The organism is Mesorhizobium sp. M0491 (genome assembly GCF_040321265.1).
In the GTDB taxonomy this organism is placed as follows: domain Bacteria; phylum Pseudomonadota; class Alphaproteobacteria; order Rhizobiales; family Rhizobiaceae; genus Mesorhizobium.
This window is the reverse complement of record NZ_JAMYRE010000012.1, coordinates 115,104-131,253: the sequence shown is the minus strand read 5'-3', so window position 1 is coordinate 131,253 and position 16,150 is coordinate 115,104. Positions and strand designations below refer to the sequence as shown.

The following is a 16,150-nucleotide window of genomic DNA, read 5'->3' as shown; positions in this document are numbered from 1 at the left end:
CTTCATGCCTTTTCGATATGAAGGTCTATCATTTCTGTGTTTGCCGCAAGCCTTTCCGCATCGCACATTCCTATCGAAACGTCATCCTAACGCCAGCGAGCAGAAAGGTGTTGCAGTGCAGGCCTATACACCGAACAGCCAGCCTATCGACAGAAGCGAGACCGTCAGGCTGATCGACCGGCAACGTCCGGACTGGTCGCTGGAACAGGCCTTTTATGCCGACCCTACGATCTTCGCGCTGGAACGTGACTTGTGGTTTCCGCGCCAATGGATGCTTGTCGCCCATGCCAGCGAGGTCCCTGAAAAGGGCCGCTACATCGTGCGCCAGCTGTTCGACGAAGAGATCATCGTCGTGCGCTTCGGCGATGGCGAGGAGGACATCGCGGCCTACTACAATGTCTGCACCCATCGCGGCTCGCGGCTCTGCGCCAAGGATGGTCGCGGCAAGCTTCTGGTCTGCCCATATCATGCCTGGTCGTTCAGGCTGACCGGCAAATTGCAGTCGCGGCAGGACCTTCCTACAAGCGCCGATCCGGAAACGCTCGGCCTGCACCGGGTGCCCTGCAAGAGTTTCGGCGGCCTGGTATTCTGCGGCCTCGATGCCAAGTCGTTGCCCGACATCCAGCCTGTCGCGGACGGGCTGACCGGTGGCTTGCGCGAGAACGGCCTCGACCGCGCACGCATCGTTGCGCGCAGGAATTACCTGACCAAGGCGAACTGGAAGCTGGTGCTCGAGAACTTCCTTGAATGCTATCACTGCCGTCCGGCTCACCCCGAATATTACCGCGTCAACGGTCATGTCAAAGTGACCGCGACCCGCGATGCCGACAAGGCGGTCGAGTGGCAGAACGAAATCGAGGCCTGGCACAGCGTCATCGGCGATGCCGAGTTCCACAAGGGCGCGTGGCAGGCTGGCGACCTGGACACGATGCCGTTCGCCATGCACCGCAAGCCGATCGGCTCCGGCCGTAACACGCTGTCCAATACGGGCGAGGGGGTCTCGTGCCTGATGGGTGGTCGTCGTGCCTATGATGGCGGCGAAAGCGGCTTTCGCCTCGGACGCCTGTCGTTTGCAAGTGCTGCCAATGACTATGTCACGCTGTTCCAGATGATACCGCGCAACGCCATGGAAACAGACGTCATCCTGACTTGGCTCGTCGACAAGGATGCCGATAACGACGTCGACGCCGATGCGATCAGCTGGATGTGGGACATCACCACGGTGCAGGACAAGAAGATCACCGAAGACAATGCCGACGGCATCATGTCGCGCGCCTACCGGCCGGGGCCCTATACGCCGCTGGAAAGCCAGACCTCGTTCTTCGTGCAGACCTATCTGTCGGAACTGCGCTCGCTGATCACCGGCACGCGCGGCGCGACCGTCAGCCAATGGTCTGCGCCGAAGGAACTTTTCGCTTCGCCGAAAGCGGCGAGTTGCAACACGCGCCTCTGACCCGCGGCCGAAGATGCCTCTTTGAGGCGTCGCATTCCGATGCCATATGAAGGGGGGCCGACGGAATGTTGCGGGAGAGACAGTTTATGACCAAAGGTTCGGATCTGTTCGTCGCGGCCCTCGAGAACGAAGGGGTCGAACGGATTTTCGGCATTCCGGGCGAAGAAAATCTCGATATCGTCGAATCCATCCGCCGCTCCTCGATCCAGCTGATCCTGACCCGCCACGAGCAGGCAGCGGCCTTCATGGCCGCCACCTATGGCAGGCTCACCGGCAAGCCGGGTGTGTGCATCACCACCCTTGGCCCAGGCGCGCTCAATCTTTCGACCGGTTCGGCCTATGCGCTGCTCGGCGCGATGCCGATGATCATGATCACCGGCCAGAAGGGCATCCTGTCATCCCGGCAGGCGCGCTTCCAGATCGTCGACATCGTCGCGGCGATGAAGCCGCTGACCAAGCTGTCGCGCCAGATCGTCTCGCCGAAGATGATCCCCTCGCTGGTGCGCGAAGCTTTCCGTGTCGCCCAGGAAGAGCGTCCCGGCCCCGTGCATCTGGAACTGCCGGAAGACATTGCGGCGGCCGAGTGCGAACCGATCGCGCTGGTGCCGACGCACCCGGTCGAACTGCCGCTGGCCAGTCCAGGCGCGCTTGATCGCGCCGCCCGTATGATCCTGGAAGCCAGGCGCCCGCTGCTGATGTTCGGCGCGGCGGCGTCGCGACCGCGCGTGACCCCCGATGTCGCGCAGTTCGTGCTGCGGACGCAAATTCCCTATTTCACCACGCAGATGGGCAAGGGCACCGTGCCTGGCGGCACGGAGCTCTATATGGGAACGGCAGCCCTTTCGGAGCGCGACTACGTGCACGAGGCCATCGAGCAGGCCGATCTGATCATCACCATCGGTCACGACACCGTGGAGAAGCCGCCCTTCATCATGGGGGCGAAGGGGCCGAAGGTCATTCATGTCGGCTACCAATCAGCCGATGTCGAGCAGGTCTATTTCCCGCAAGCCGAAATCGTCGGCGACCTCGGCCCTTCGCTGGCGCTGCTGGCCGACCGCATCGAGGGCAAGATCCCCAACGCGCAGGCCCTGCTGCCGCTGCGGGAAGGCATTCTGAGCCGGATCGCCGCGCGGGCCACCGAAGATCGCTTCACGCCGCAGCGCATCGTGCACGACGTGCGCGCCGTGATGCCGGCCGACGGGATCCTCGCCCTCGACAACGGCATGTACAAGATCTGGTTCGCGCGCAACTACCGGACGCGCATGGCAAACACGATCCTGCTCGACAATGCGCTGGCCACCATGGGCGCGGGCTTGCCGTCGGCGATGATGGCGGCACTGCTCTATCCGCAGCGCCGTGTCATGGCCATCTGCGGCGATGGCGGCTTCATGATGAACAGCCAGGAATTGGAGACCGCCGTCAGGCTCAAGCTCAACCTCGTCGTCCTGCTGCTCGAGGACCATGCCTATGGCATGATCCGCTGGAAGCAGGCGGTTGACGAATTTCCGGATTTCGGCATGACCTTCGGAAATCCCGATTTCGTCAAGTATGCCGAGGCTTATGGCGCCAAGGGAACCAGGGTTGCAGAGATCGCCGACTTGCGGCCGGCGCTGGAACAGGCCTTCACCGGCGGCGGCGTGCATCTCGTCGTTGTGCCTATCGACTATTCCGAAAACACCAGGGTGCTCGTCGACGAATTGCGCGAGCGTCTGCCTGCGCCGCAGACGCCCTGACGGCAGCGACAAAGCCGCCGTCAGGATTGCTTGGGCGGAAGACCCTACACCTTGCAGTAAGGCGTTACCGGCGCGATGGTGCCGAAATCCTTAGCGATCTCGTAGCCGATGCCGTCGGCCGCCGCCTTGCCTACATAGGAATGGCAGAGTGTGTGGTTGTTGGTGGCGTCGACGCGGATCTTGCCTTGCGGTGCGTCGAACTCGATCGACGGCAGCGCGGCCAATACATCGTCGTCCTTCAGCGATCCCGCCTTCTCCGCGGCCAGCGCGTAGAGATGCAGGCCGTTGTAGCCGGCCTCCCCGATGCCGTTGACCATCTTCTCCTGGCCGAATTTCTCACGGAAGCTGGAGATGAACTTTTTGTTGACCGGATTGTCCAGCGCCATCCAGTAGGGCTGCGGCGCATAGGTGCCGGCCGCAACGCCGGGCGGCAGCGCGTCCTTGTTGAAGACCTCGTCGAGCGGGGCGATCAGCGGCTGCTTGATGTCGAAGCTGCGATACTGCTTGAGCTGGGTGACGGCGTCGTTGCCGACCACCATCGACCAGACGACATCGGGCTTCAGCGACTTGATCTTCTGGAAGGCCGGGCCGAAATCTGTGGTCCCGAACGGATAGTAATCGGCGCCGATGATCTTGCCGCCGGCCTTCTCGTAGGCCGCCGTGATCGCCTCGGTCATCTTCTGCGGCCAGGCATAGTCCGAAGCCATGACATAGATCGTCTTGCCGAGGTTCTCTGCCACCCATGGCATCATCGGGTCGACCTGCTGCATCGGGATCGGGCCGGTGGCGACGAAGTAGCGGTTGCATTCGCCGCCTTCGAAATTGGTCGGGTAGAAGAACAGCTTCTTGGCCTTCGAGGTGACCGACAGCGTGGCGCTGCGCTCAGGCGAAATGATCGTGCCCATGATCACGTCGACCTTGTCTTCGTTGATGAGCTTGCGCGCCTTGTCGATGGAGCCCTTGGTCGTGGTCTGGTTGTCCTCGATGATGAGTTCGACCTGGCGCCCGCCAATGCCGTTGGCGGCGTTGAGTTCGGCGGCGGCGAGCTTGTAGCAATTGAGCAACGTCTCGCCGAGGATCGCCTGCAGTCCGGTGATCGGGATCGACAGGCCGACCTTGACGGTGTCGGCGGCGCGCAGGATCGACGGCGCGCCGACTATGGCGAAGGCGGCGGCAGCGCCGCCCGATTTCAAGACAGTTCTTCTGCTTATCATTGTTGTGTTCCCTTCCAGTCCCAGGCGCGCCCCATGCACGCCTTACAAAGCCAACAGGTCCTTCAGCAGGGTCTCGTCGGCGAAGGTCTCAGGCGCACCTTCGTGGACGATCCTGCCCTTCTCCATCACCAGGCAGCGGTCCGATGCCTTGAGAACGAGATCGAGATTCTGCTCGACAAGAATGATCGCGATGCCGCGCTCGCGGGCGATGCGCGGCACCAGTTCGGCGATCGACTGCACGATGTTCGGCTGGATGCCTTCCGAGGGCTCGTCGAGCAGCAGCACCGAGGGCAGGCCGCAGAGCGCGCGGCCGATCGCCAGCATTTGCTGCTGGCCGCCCGAAAGCGTGCCGGCGACCTGCGCTTCGCGTTCGCGCAGGATTGGAAAATAGCCGAAGATGTCGGCCGGAATGCCGCCGTCGCCACGGTCCTTGGCAGCGCGGGTGCCGACCTCCAGGTTTTGCCGCACCGTCAGCTGGTTAAAGATCCCGCGCCCCTGCGGCACATGCGCGATGCCTGCGCGCGCACGGCGGAAAGCCGGCGCGTTGGTGAGATCCTTGTCTCCGAGAACCACCGCCCCGCCGCTTGCCCGCAAGCCGCCGGAGATGACGCGCAGCAGCGTTGTCTTGCCTGCGCCGTTACGGCCGAGCAAGCCCACGACTTCGCCCAGCGCGACGCTGAGGTCGATGCCGTTCAGCACGGGGAGCAGACCGTAGCCGGCCGACACCGCCATTGTTCGCAGCATGATCAGCGCCTCCCCAGATAGACATCGCGGACCATCTCGTCGGTCTCGATGTCATGGAAAGGACCGCTGCGCAGCCGGCGTCCCTGATGCAGCACCAACGTCTCGCAGTTCAGCGCCCGCACGAAGCGGATGTCGTGCTCGACGGCAACGATCGAGAATTCACCTTTGAGTCGCAGCAGCATCTGCGCCGTCGCCAGCGTCTCCTGCGGCGTCATGCCGGCAGTGGGTTCATCGAGCAAAAGCAGGCGCGGCTCTATCGCCAACGCCATGCCGATCTCCAGCCATTGCTTCTGGCCATGCGCGAGTTCGCCGGCCAACGTGGCGGCGCGGTTGGTCAGTGCGACCAACTCCAAGAGTTCGCCAACCGGGCGCGCAGGCGAAGGCGCCCCCCAGCGCGCGACCTTGAGATTATCCTCCACCGAGAGGCTCGGGAAGACAGAGGGGATCTGGAACTTGCGGGCAATGCCGAGCCGGGCGATGCGATGCAGCGGCAAGCCGGCTATGTCGTGGCCGAGGAAGCGCACGCTGCCGCTGGTCGGACGCAGCGTGCCGGTCAGCACGTTGAGGAAGGTGCTCTTGCCAGCGCCGTTCGGCCCGATGATGCAGCAGAGTTCCTTGTCGCGCACCGTGAGGTTCAGAGCCTCCAGCGCCTGCAGCCCGCCAAAGCGGATACCGACGTTCTCGGCCTGCAGCAGGATGTCGCTCATTGCGCGCGCCTCCCGCCCTTGAACAGGCCTTTCAGCCGCGCGTAGATCGACAGGATCCCATCCGGCAGGACGAAGACGATGATGACGAAGACACAGCCGAGCAGAAGGGGCCACAGGCTCGGGTTGAAGCTGCTGATCGTCTGCTGCGCGCGCTGAATGAAGATGGCGCCCAGTACTGGCCCAAGCAGCGTGCCGCGCCCGCCGACCGCCACCCAGACGATCACCTCCGTCGACAGGAGCAGTCCGGACAGGTCGGGCGCCACCAGTCCTGCCATGCAGACATAGAGCGCGCCGGCAAGTCCGGCGATCGCCGCCGACAAGACGAAAGTAACGAGCAGCCGCAACGGCGCATTGTGGCCGAGCGCGGCCGCCCGGACTTCATTGTCCTGGATTGCGGTCAGCACCGTGCCCCAGCGGCCGCGGCTGATCGACCACAGCGCCAGCACCGTCACGGCGACGATAGCCGAGACGAAGATATAGGAGGGCAGATCCTGGCTCAGATCGACATGCAGGCCGCCAAGATCGAACTCGATCGGCGGAATGCCGATCAGGCCGCTGTCGCCGCCGGTGACCGAACTCCAGGAAACCGCGGCCTGCTGGCAGATGACGCCCATGGCCAGCGTGACGATGGTGAAATAGCTGCCACGAATGCCGCCGAAGAACAGGAAGTAGCCGATGATGGCGGCGACGAAGGCCGCACCCGCCACCGCACCGATGATGCCAAGCAGGCTTCCGAAGGGGATGGCATCATTGAGCGTAACCAGCGCCATGATGTAGCCGCCGATGCCGAAGAAGGCGGCGTGGCCGAAACACAGGATTCCGGTGCGGCCCCAGAAGAAGTCGAGGCTCGCCGCGAACAGGCCGAAGATCAGCGCGTCGCGGATCACCGTCAACTGATAGCCGCCGGCAAAGAACGGATAGATGATCGCGAGCGCCACGCAGACGGCAAAGATCATCAGCCAGTTGCGGTCGCGGGCGATCATCGCGACGCTCCGTTGAACAGGCCGTTGGGCCGCAGACGGACAGCGACGATGGCAGCCAGCAGCACGATCGCCTGCGCCAGCGACGGCGAAATCTGATAATTGAGGATGCTGGTCAGTCCGCCGACGAAGACGCTGCCGGCGACAAGGCCGCCGATCGAGCCGACACCACCGACGATGACGACGAAGAAGGCGTTGGCGAGATAGTTCACCCCCATCTGCGGCAGCACGATTGCCAGCGGTGCGACCAGTCCGCCGGCAAGGCCGGCGATTGCCGCGCCGAAGGTGAAGGCGATGGCGTAGGTGCGCCGGGTATTGATGCCGACGCCTTCGGCCATCTCGCGGTTCTGGATGACGGTGCGGATGTCGAGACCGAAGGGCGTCCGGCTGATCAACAGGATGACGCCGAGCAAGGTCAGCATGGCAATGCCGATCAGGATCAGCCGGTAGGCCGGATAGACGGTAAAGAAAAGATCGAGCGTGCCCTCGATCGGCGGCGTCACCGGCTTGGCGCCGAGCCCGAAGATCAGTTCCAGCCCTTGCTGCAGGATCAGGCTGACGCCCCAGGTGGCAAGCACGGTCGAGACCGGCCTGGAATAGAGATGGCGGATGATGGCGAATTCGAGGATACAGCCGACCACCGCGCCGGCAACGGGCGCCGCCGCCAGGCCCAGCCAGAACGAGCCGCCCACGCTCTGGACGAAATAAACCGCGAAAGCGCCGACGGTGACGAACTCGCCATGCGCCAAATTGGTCACGTTCATCAGCCCGAAGCTGATCGCCAGCCCGAGCCCGACCAGAATCAGGATACTGATCAGCGTCAGCGCATTGAGCAGCGTGGTGATGAGAAAATCCATCGCGTCAGGCCGCACTGGCGAGACGTTGGCGCAGGCCGGCGAGCAGGCCTTCGGCGGCATCGATCGCCGCGGCCTGATGCGACTGCAGATCCTGCCCCGCCCATTCGTCGATATGCTCCGACAACGGGTCGACCACTTCGGTGCGATGGTTGGCCAGAGTCTCGATGACGGCATGGCCGCAGAACGGCACATAGCCCTCGGAGTAGCCGCCCTCATGGGTCATCATCAGGCGCCCTTGCGAAGTTTCGGCGGCCAGCGCCACCATGCGCGCGGCGAGCCGCCTGAAGCATTCGCTGTTGAGCATCATGCGGCCGAGCGGATCAAAGCCGGACGCATCGAAGCCGGACGCGACGATGACGAGGTCCGGTCTGTAGGCACGCAGCGCCGGCGCGACGACACGGTCGAAAGTCGCTTCATAGGCGCCGGTGCCGCTGCCCGCCGGCAGCGGTATGTTTATGTTGTAGCCTTCGCCGGCATCTTTGCCGTTGTCGGCCAGCGCACCGCGCCCGGTCGGGTAGAGATTGTCCTGATGCAAGGAAATGGTCAGCACCGACGGGTCGGAATAGAACACCGTCTCGGTGCCGTTGCCGTGGTGCACATCCCAGTCGACCACTGCGGCGCGGCCAAGCAGGCCTTCATGCTGCAGCCGGCGGACAGCGACGCCGATGTTGGAGAACAGGCAGTTGCCCATCGCCTGATCAGGCTCGGCATGGTGCCCCGGCGGCCGCGCCAGCGCATAGGCATTGTCGACGCGTCCGGTCAGCACGGCGCGCATCGCGGCATAGGTGGTGCCGGCAGACAGCAGCGCGATGTCGAAGCTGTTGAGGCCGATTGGCGCCTGCGGCCCGGCGAAACCGGAGCCGCGCTCGCTGAGCATCCTGATGTCGTCAACGTGACGTTGCGTGTGGACGCGCAACAGGTCCTCGACCGAGACCGGCTCGGGGATAATCGGGACGAGATGGCGCGACAGGCCGCTGACCTGGATGAGGTTGTTCAGCCGCCGCTTCGAGCCAGGGGATTCCAGATGGCGGCCGGGTTCCACGAAACGGCCGGGAGGCATCATGTCGGCGCTGGAGCCGGTGTCATGCCACATCAGCTGTTCGTGAAAAACGTAGCCTGTCGCCATTCGCAGCGTCCTCTAAAAACCAGGTGACGCTAGCAGGCTAACGATCATGTGGCCCGACCCGAAAGAGGGGCCTGCGCCTGTATCTATGCCCCTCCTTTCGGAGGGGTATAGGCGCCTGCTGACCCTTGCGCGGCGCGCACCGCCTGCACCCGGTTGGATACCGCAAGCTTGCCGAAAATGTTCTTCAGGTGCCATTTCACCGTGGTTTCGCTCACCGACAGCGCCAAGGCGATATCGCGATTGGACATGCCCTCAGTGAGATAGCGCAGCAGTTCGGCCTCGCGCTGGGTGAGCTGTTCCTTCTCAGCGGCTGGTGCGGCCAGCTTGCGCGCCGCCACGGGCATCGCCTGCGCTGCATCGATGATGCGCGTGGCATAGGCTGACAGCGCGGGGTCGGTCTTCGCCTGGGCAGCACGCAGCCGCATCAACCCTTCGACGACAGACCTTCCCTCGTCGACGAAGGAACGGATGAAGCCGGAAGGTTGGGCGAGACGCAACGCATCGAGGAGATTGCGGTCTGCCTCGCGTTGGTCGTGGGCAGCGCTGGCCGCTTTGGCTCGCAGGATCAGCGCCAATATATGGCGACGCATGCGCCCGCTGGTTCTCGTGCGCTCCAGAAGCGCGTCGAAAACCCCCGCTGCATCGGCATAGGATTTTTCCGCCGTCAGCAAACGGCCCTCGGCAAAGAACTCGAACTCGTTTGCGGTGGTGATGACCGTCGAAGTCTCGGTCTCTTCGCCGCGATGCTCGGCCAGCAGCGCGCGCGCCTCGGCATTGCGGTTCTGGTCGAGCAGCACACGTACGCGGTCATGCATGATCATCGATGCCAGGCGGCGATACACCGTGCCGCGCACGCGTTGATAGACGCGCTCCAGCATGTCCAGTGCGGCTTCGGTGCGACCGGTCAGCTGCAGCACACGGGCATAGGTCGGCACGCTGGCAAGGGGATAGACGATGACCGCCGCGCCCTCGATCTGCGGGCCGAGATTCTCGACCAGGGTCAGCGCTTCGCCCGACGCATTGGTCTCGTAGGCGAGCTCGGCTAGCAGCGTTCCGGCCAAGGCCTCGGCATAGGAATTAGCACCGATCCGCGCCCTGGCCTCGATGATGGCGTTGCGCAGCAGCCGCTCGGCGGCGGGCAAGCGGCCCGCCGAACGCTCGACAACGGCCATGTAGCAATTGGCAATGGTGACGCCGAGCAGGCTGCCGCTTCGCTCATGCGCCCGTCGCGCCGCATCGATCGCGGCGCGGGCACCTTCGAGGTCACCCAGCGCATAGAGGTTGTAGCCGATGACATTGGCGGTCGCGCCTTCCATGAACCAGGCATCGGGTGAGATGACGCGCAGGGCCGCAAGTGCTGTGTCGCGCGCCTGATCGAACTGCTCCAGCGTGCTGTGGACGGCAGCGGCGAGAACCACCAGTTCGGCCTCGATCGTTGTGCCGGTCATGGTGCCTGGGTCATTGCTGTCAGTCGGTCCGGTCTCGACCAGCTTGCGCGCATTGCTCAGCGTCTGCTGGGCAATCTCGGGTTGGCTGCTGTGCACCGCCAGCCAAAGCACCACCAGTTGCAGCCGGATGCGCTGGTCGATCAGTTTCCTAGGCAGCAGCGCGAGCAGCTGGCGCACGTAGAGAAGCTGGCACTGGGCGATGAGGTCGAGCGCGTTGTTTTCGACGAATACCGCCGCGCGTGCCTGGTCGCCGGCGGCCAGCGCGTACCCGATCGCCTCGGTCAGCATCTTGCGTTCGCCGAACCATTCGGCGGCCGCCAGATGCAGCGGCGCGATCATCTCCGGTTCGCGCCGTTCCATTTCGCGGCTGAGGAAATCGCGGAACAGATGATGGTAGCGGAACCAGCGTCGCTCTTCATCGAGCGGCACCAGGAACAGGTTGCGCGTCTCGATCTCGGTAATCGCCGCCTCGGCATCCGCCGCGCGCATCACCGCCCGGCAGGCTTCGGCGCTGAAGCGTTCGAAGATCGAACTGTAGAGCAGGAATTTTGCGATTGCCGGCGGCAGCTCCAGAAACACTTCGCCCATCAGGAAGTCGGCGACGTTGCGGTTGGCGCCGGTAAAATTGCCGATGACGGTTTCGGGTGCGTGTGCGGCACTCAGCGAGAGCGAGGCGAGCTGCAGGCCGGCGGCCCATCCTTCGGTACGCGAGCACAAGGTCTCCACTGTGCCGCTGCTGACGCTCAGGCCCAGCTTCTCGTTGAAGAAAGCCTCGGCCTCGGACGAGGCGAAACGCAGATCGTCGGGGCCGATTTCGAAGATGTCGCCCAGCACCCTGAGCTTGCCGAGTTGCAGATCGGGCAGGCTGCGCGAGCCGATGACGAAGGCGACGTTTGCCGGCGCCTGCCGGGTCAGGCGCTCCATGAACCGCTTCACCGCCGTCGCCTCGACAGCGTGGTAGTCGTCGAAGAACAGCGTGATGTCAGCTTCGCGCGCTGCAAGGCCCGTGACCAGTGCCGCGAGCATGACATCGAGCTGGGGGATCGGGCTGGACTGGAAGGCAAGGTCGAGTTCCGCTGGGCTCTGGACGAGATGGCGGAGCGCGCCCACCAGATGCGACAGGAAGGCGCCCTCGTCATTGTCGGTTGCCTCGCAGGATAGCCATGCGGTCAGCCGACCGTGGCGCGCGACCTCCGTGGCCCATTGCGCCATTGTCGTCGATTTGCCGAAGCCGGCGGGCGCGGCGAACAGCACGATCCGCGTGTCGATGTGGCGCTCCAGCGTCGACAGGATGGTCTCGCGGCGCACCCATCGGCGATGGTGCGGCGACGCTTGGCTGACGGATTGCGGAGCTGTTCTCATCTAGGTCCGTGCAACCTGCCGCTTTTCCGGGAAAGCGCGGCTCCCTTGCCATTGCTCCACTCCGTTTCGATCAGCGGAATCTGCGGTGCGGCATCGCGCGGCAAGGTTCCCTTGATCCGGGGATCGTCGATGATCTCAAATCCGGTCGCGAAGGGGACGAACCCGCAGGCACTGTAGAACCCGATGACACTGTGATGATCGAAGCTGCTTGTATGCAGCCAGATGCGGCTCGGGTTGAGACGCCATGCGAGGTCCAGTGCCCCGGCCATCAGCCGTTTGCCGAAACCCCTGCCGGTCAGGGACGGGAACAGGCCAAAATAGGTGATCTCGATCTCGCTGCTGTCGGCGACGAAGAATTCGACCATACCGAGATGCGCGCCGGTCTCGTCATGGCCGTAGTAGAGATGCTGGCGCGGGTCGGCGAAATGCTCGGTGATTTCGGCATCGGACATTTCGGAAACACGGTCCCAAAGCCAGGGCGCGCCGATCTCTAGGAAAATCGCCCGGTAGGAAGCGCAGTCGGGGGTCGTGATCCGTGTCATGGCCAAGGGGTGCGCGAGATCGGGCTGCGGCGAGCGCGCCTCCATCCACGTCACCGCATTGGCAAGCTTGCCCGCCGGCAGGCGATGGTAGCCAATGGCGAGATCGGTGATTTCGGCCGGCATCGTGTCTTCGGTGATCAACGCATTCCTCGTCATGTCTTCCAGAGATAGCAGTATCGGCTTGCTGCATCCGATGCCAACTCCCCAGACCATGGCAGCATTGAACGGCAAGTCCTGGACTGAAAGTTTGGCGCGTATGCCACTTGCATTTCACAGAAATGGCATATGAGATATGATACACCATTCAGATGAAAGTGAAACATAATGCCTGAGCGGATTGCGGACGAGGCCATTCTCAGCGCGGTCGATGGCGGCTTCGCGCGGCAGGTAGCGTTTCTGCAAGACCTCGTGCGTTTTCCTTCGCAGCGTGGTGAGGAACATGCCGCACAATCGTTCATGGCGGCTGCCTTTGAGGCTGACGGCTATGCCGTCGACATGTGGCGCGTCGATGTCGATGCGATTCGCGACCTGCCGGGTTTTTCACCCGTGGCAGTTTCTTATGACGACGCCTTCAATGTCGTTGCCACGCATACGCCGCGAAACGCGACCGGCCGCTCGCTGATCCTCAACGGCCATATCGATGTCGTTCCGACCGGACCGCTCGACCGCTGGGTGCGCGATCCCTACGATCCGGTGGTCCAGGACGGCTGGATGCATGGCCGCGGCGCCGGCGACATGAAGGCCGGCCTGTCCGCCTGCCTCTATGCGCTGGCCGCATTGCGCAGCCTTGGCTATCAGCCTGCCGCGAACGTGTATCTCCAGTCGGTGGTCGAGGAAGAATGCACCGGCAATGGCGCGCTCGCCTGCCTGCAGCGTGGCTACCGCGCCGACGCCGCTTTCATTCCCGAACCGCTGGAGCCGAGACTGATGCGGGCGCAGGTCGGGCCGATCTGGTTCCGGGTCGAGGTCGACGGCGATCCGCAGCATGCGTCGGGTGCATTCTCGGCCGGGGCCAATGCCATCGAAAAGGCGTTCGTCATCATCCAGGCGCTGAAGCAGCTCGAAATCGTCTGGAACGCGCGCAAGGTCGACGACAGGCATTTTCACGATCACCCGCACCCGATCCGCTTCAATCTCGGCAAGATCGAAGGCGGCGAATGGACATCGAGCGTTCCGGCGCGATGTGTCTTCGAGATGCGGGTCGCTACCTATCCCGGCCAGAAGCTCGAGGACGCTAGGGCCGAGCTTGAGGCCTGTATCGCCGAAGCGGCGCGTGCCGATCCGTTCCTGGCCAATCGTCCACCGATGATGACCTACAACGGCTTCATGGCCGAGGGCTATGTGCTGGAAGGCGCCGACGAGATGGAAGCCGTGCTGCGCCGCAGCCACACCGCCGTGTGGGGCGAGCCGCTGACGGAGCACGTCACCTCGGCGACCACTGATGCGCGCTTCTTCGGCCTCTATGCTGACACGCCGGCGATCGTCTACGGCCCGATCTGCCGCATGCCGCATGGCTATGACGAGGCCGTCGATCTCGACTCGGTGCGCAAGGTCACCCAGACGATCGCGCTGTTCATCGCCGACTGGTGCGGCCTCGAACCTATCGAGGCCAAGCCATGAATGCAGCCGTCCCCGATGCTTTCGGCGAAACGCTCGCCGAGGACGCGCCCCATGTCTCGACGACCGACGCGCTTGCCATCCTGCGCCGGCACTACGGGCTGACCGGCACCGCGCGTCCGCTGCCTAGCGAACGCGACCACAATTTCCACATCCAGGCCGACGGCGAGCGTGAGTTCGTTCTAAAGATCTCCCATCCGGCGGAAGAGGCCGGCTTCACCGATTTTCAGAACAAGGCGCTCGACCACATCCTTGCAGTCGACCCCACCTTGCCGGTTCCCGCGGTGCGCAAAAGCCTTGAGGGCGAAGCGCAATTTACGGCCAGTGTTGGTGGATCGGCACCGCGCATCGTCCGGCTGGTGACTTATCTGCCCGGTCAGCTGCTGTCGCGCTCGCCGACTTCAGAGGCGCAAGATCGCAATCTCGGCATCTTCCTCGCCCGCCTTGGCCGGGCGCTGCGCGGCTTCTTCCATCCGGCCGCCGGCAGTGACCTGCTTTGGGATATCCGCAAGGTGGCCGAGACGCGGCCGATGATGACGCATATCACCGATCCCGGCCGGCGGGCGATGGTCGAGCGTGCGATCGACTCCTTCGAGCAGCACGCGGCGCCGGTCATCCCGAAACTGCGCGCCCAGATCGTCCACAACGACATGAACTCCTACAATGTGGTGATGGACGCCTCGCGGCCGGAGATCGTCAGCGGCATCCTCGATTTCGGCGACATGATCCATTCGCCGCTGATCTGCGACCTCGCCATCGGCGCCGTCTATCGCTGGCCGGCACAAGGCCATCCGCTGGCGCCGGCCGCGCGCTTTGTCGCCGGCTATCAGTCCGTGCAGCCGCTCGAGGAGGAAGAGATCGGCATTCTCTTCGATCTGATCCGTGCCCGCCTTGCGCTCATCGTCAACATCGCCAGCTGGCAGGCCGAGCGCTTCCCGGCCAAGCGCGACTATGTGCTGCGCCTCGCCACCGAAGTCTGGGCCTCACTCGAACGGCTGGACGGCCTGTCGTCCGCTGATGCCCGCCGCTATTTTCTCGACCATTCCAATCCGGAGTAGATGCTCGTGTCCCAATCCTCGCTATACCCTGCAAATGCCGACGCGGCATCGGAGCGCGCGCTGCTCGAACGCCGCGCCAGGCTGCTCGGGCCGACCTACCGCGCCTTCTATCGCAACCCCATCCATCTTGTGCATGGCAGCGGTGTGTGGCTCTACGATGCGCAGGGCCGCAAGTTCCTCGACGCCTACAACAACGTCGCCTCGGTCGGCCACTGCCATCCGCGTGTCGTCGAGGCGCTGTCGGGGCAGGCCGCCACGCTCAACACCCACACACGCTATCTCAGCGAAATCATCCTCGATTACGCGGAAAAACTCCTCGGCACCGTCCCGGCCCATCTCGGTCACGCCATGTTCACCTGTACCGGCAGCGAGGCCAACGACCTCGCCATCCGCATCGCCCAGCATTCCAGCGGCGGCACCGGGGTGATCATCACCGACTTCGCCTATCACGGCGCCACCATCGCGACGGCGCAGCTGTCGCCGGCGGCGGTCGGGGCAAAGGGCGTGCCCGCGCAGCACCGCACCGTGACGGCGCCGGACACGTTCCGCGACCATGGCCGGGCCGCGAATGATTTTGCGAAAAATGTCGCAGCAGCCATTGAGGACATGGGCGCAAGAAATGTCCGGCCGGCGGCGCTGCTCCTCGACTCGGCCTTTTCCAGCGACGGCATCTTCTTTCCGGATGCGGCGGTAATGCGCGAGGCGGCCGACAATGTAAAAAAGGCCGGCGGCATCGTCATTGCCGATGAGGTCCAGTCTGGCTTCGGCCGGCTCGGCCAGGGCATGTGGGGCTTCGCCAATTATGGCATCGAGCCGGACATCGTCACGATGGGCAAGCCGATCGGCGACGGGCATCCGATGGGTGCGGTGCTGGTGCGGCCGCAGCTTGTCGCCTCGTTCGGCTCGAACACCGGTTATTTCAACACTTTCGGCGGTAATCCCGTCGCGGCCGCCGTCGGCCTCGCCGTGCTTGAGGTGATCGAGGGCGAAGGTTTGATCGAGAATGCACGCAACGTCGGCGCCTATACGAGTGAACTGCTGCGCGCCCTGCATAGCCGGCATGGCGCGGTCGCCGATATCAGGCACAACGGCCTCTATTTCGGCGTCGAGCTGACGGCGGACGGTGACGAGGCGCTGGCCGCCACCAAGACATCGGCGGTCGTCGAAACCATGCGCGAGGACGGCGTGCTGATCTCGTCCTGCGGCCCGCGCGGCAATGTGCTGAAGATCAGGCCACCACTGCCCTTTGCCAGGGACAATGCCGAGCAACTGGCCGAGACGCTCGATCGCGCCCTGTCGAACTGGTGAT

General features: G+C 64.0%; 13 protein-coding genes. 5 read left to right on the top strand and 8 right to left on the bottom strand.

Annotated features, from left to right (window positions below; genetic code table 11):
- Window positions 1–115: 115 nt before the first annotated feature.
- A complete protein-coding gene (locus NKI69_RS17460) occupies window positions 116–1,453 on the top strand; it encodes an aromatic ring-hydroxylating oxygenase subunit alpha (RefSeq protein ID WP_023808841.1) in 1,338 nt (445 codons plus the stop codon).
- Window positions 1,454–1,539: 86 nt separating this feature from the next.
- The gene (locus tag NKI69_RS17455; RefSeq protein WP_352609317.1) at window positions 1,540–3,186 is read left to right on the top strand and encodes an acetolactate synthase large subunit; all 1,647 of its coding nucleotides are present in this window, start codon (window positions 1,540–1,542) and stop codon (window positions 3,184–3,186) included.
- A gap of 44 nt (window positions 3,187–3,230) precedes the next feature.
- Here the strand turns inward: NKI69_RS17455 and NKI69_RS17450 are convergent, their stop codons facing one another.
- The 8 genes from NKI69_RS17450 to NKI69_RS17415 form a co-directional block, all read right to left on the bottom strand.
- The gene (locus NKI69_RS17450; RefSeq protein WP_023808839.1) at window positions 3,231–4,400 is read right to left on the bottom strand and encodes a substrate-binding protein; all 1,170 of its coding nucleotides are present in this window, start codon (window positions 4,398–4,400) and stop codon (window positions 3,231–3,233) included.
- A gap of 42 nt (window positions 4,401–4,442) precedes the next feature.
- The gene (locus NKI69_RS17445; RefSeq protein ID WP_023808838.1) at window positions 4,443–5,144 is read right to left on the bottom strand and encodes an ABC transporter ATP-binding protein; all 702 of its coding nucleotides are present in this window, start codon (window positions 5,142–5,144) and stop codon (window positions 4,443–4,445) included.
- 2 nt (window positions 5,145–5,146) lie between these two features.
- Entirely contained in the window at window positions 5,147–5,851 is a 705-nt protein-coding gene (locus NKI69_RS17440; RefSeq protein WP_023808837.1) for an ATP-binding cassette domain-containing protein, read from the bottom strand.
- Complete coding sequence (locus NKI69_RS17435; RefSeq protein WP_023808836.1) at window positions 5,848–6,834, bottom strand: branched-chain amino acid ABC transporter permease; 987 nt, start codon at window positions 6,832–6,834, stop codon at window positions 5,848–5,850. The genes NKI69_RS17440 and NKI69_RS17435 overlap by 4 nt, the downstream gene beginning before the upstream one ends.
- On the bottom strand, window positions 6,831–7,688 hold the full coding sequence (gene urtB / locus NKI69_RS17430) for an urea ABC transporter permease subunit UrtB (protein ID WP_352689192.1): 858 nt from the start codon (window positions 7,686–7,688) through the stop codon (window positions 6,831–6,833). Before urtB ends, NKI69_RS17435 begins: the two co-directional genes overlap by 4 nt.
- 4 nt (window positions 7,689–7,692) lie before the next feature.
- Complete coding sequence (locus NKI69_RS17425) at window positions 7,693–8,814, bottom strand: histone deacetylase-like amidohydrolase (RefSeq protein WP_023808834.1); 1,122 nt, start codon at window positions 8,812–8,814, stop codon at window positions 7,693–7,695.
- 83 nt (window positions 8,815–8,897) lie between these two features.
- On the bottom strand, window positions 8,898–11,624 hold the full coding sequence (locus NKI69_RS17420) for a winged helix-turn-helix domain-containing protein (RefSeq protein ID WP_352554887.1): 2,727 nt from the start codon (window positions 11,622–11,624) through the stop codon (window positions 8,898–8,900).
- Complete coding sequence (locus NKI69_RS17415; RefSeq protein ID WP_352722181.1) at window positions 11,621–12,322, bottom strand: GNAT family N-acetyltransferase; 702 nt, start codon at window positions 12,320–12,322, stop codon at window positions 11,621–11,623. Before NKI69_RS17415 ends, NKI69_RS17420 begins: the two co-directional genes overlap by 4 nt.
- Before the next feature lie 168 nt (window positions 12,323–12,490).
- On the opposite strand from NKI69_RS17415, the gene NKI69_RS17410 reads away from it, so the two are divergent.
- Genes NKI69_RS17410 through NKI69_RS17400 form a run of 3 tightly spaced genes read left to right on the top strand, consistent with a single transcriptional unit; the run spans window position 12,491 to window position 16,149 of the window.
- Window positions 12,491–13,786, top strand: a complete 1,296-nt coding sequence (locus tag NKI69_RS17410; RefSeq protein WP_352673965.1) for an ArgE/DapE family deacylase — start codon at window positions 12,491–12,493, stop codon at window positions 13,784–13,786.
- Complete coding sequence (locus tag NKI69_RS17405) at window positions 13,783–14,841, top strand: phosphotransferase (RefSeq protein WP_352722179.1); 1,059 nt, start codon at window positions 13,783–13,785, stop codon at window positions 14,839–14,841. The genes NKI69_RS17410 and NKI69_RS17405 overlap by 4 nt, the downstream gene beginning before the upstream one ends.
- The gene (locus tag NKI69_RS17400; RefSeq protein WP_352722177.1) at window positions 14,842–16,149 is read left to right on the top strand and encodes an aspartate aminotransferase family protein; all 1,308 of its coding nucleotides are present in this window, start codon (window positions 14,842–14,844) and stop codon (window positions 16,147–16,149) included.
- Window position 16,150: the final 1 nt, after the last annotated feature.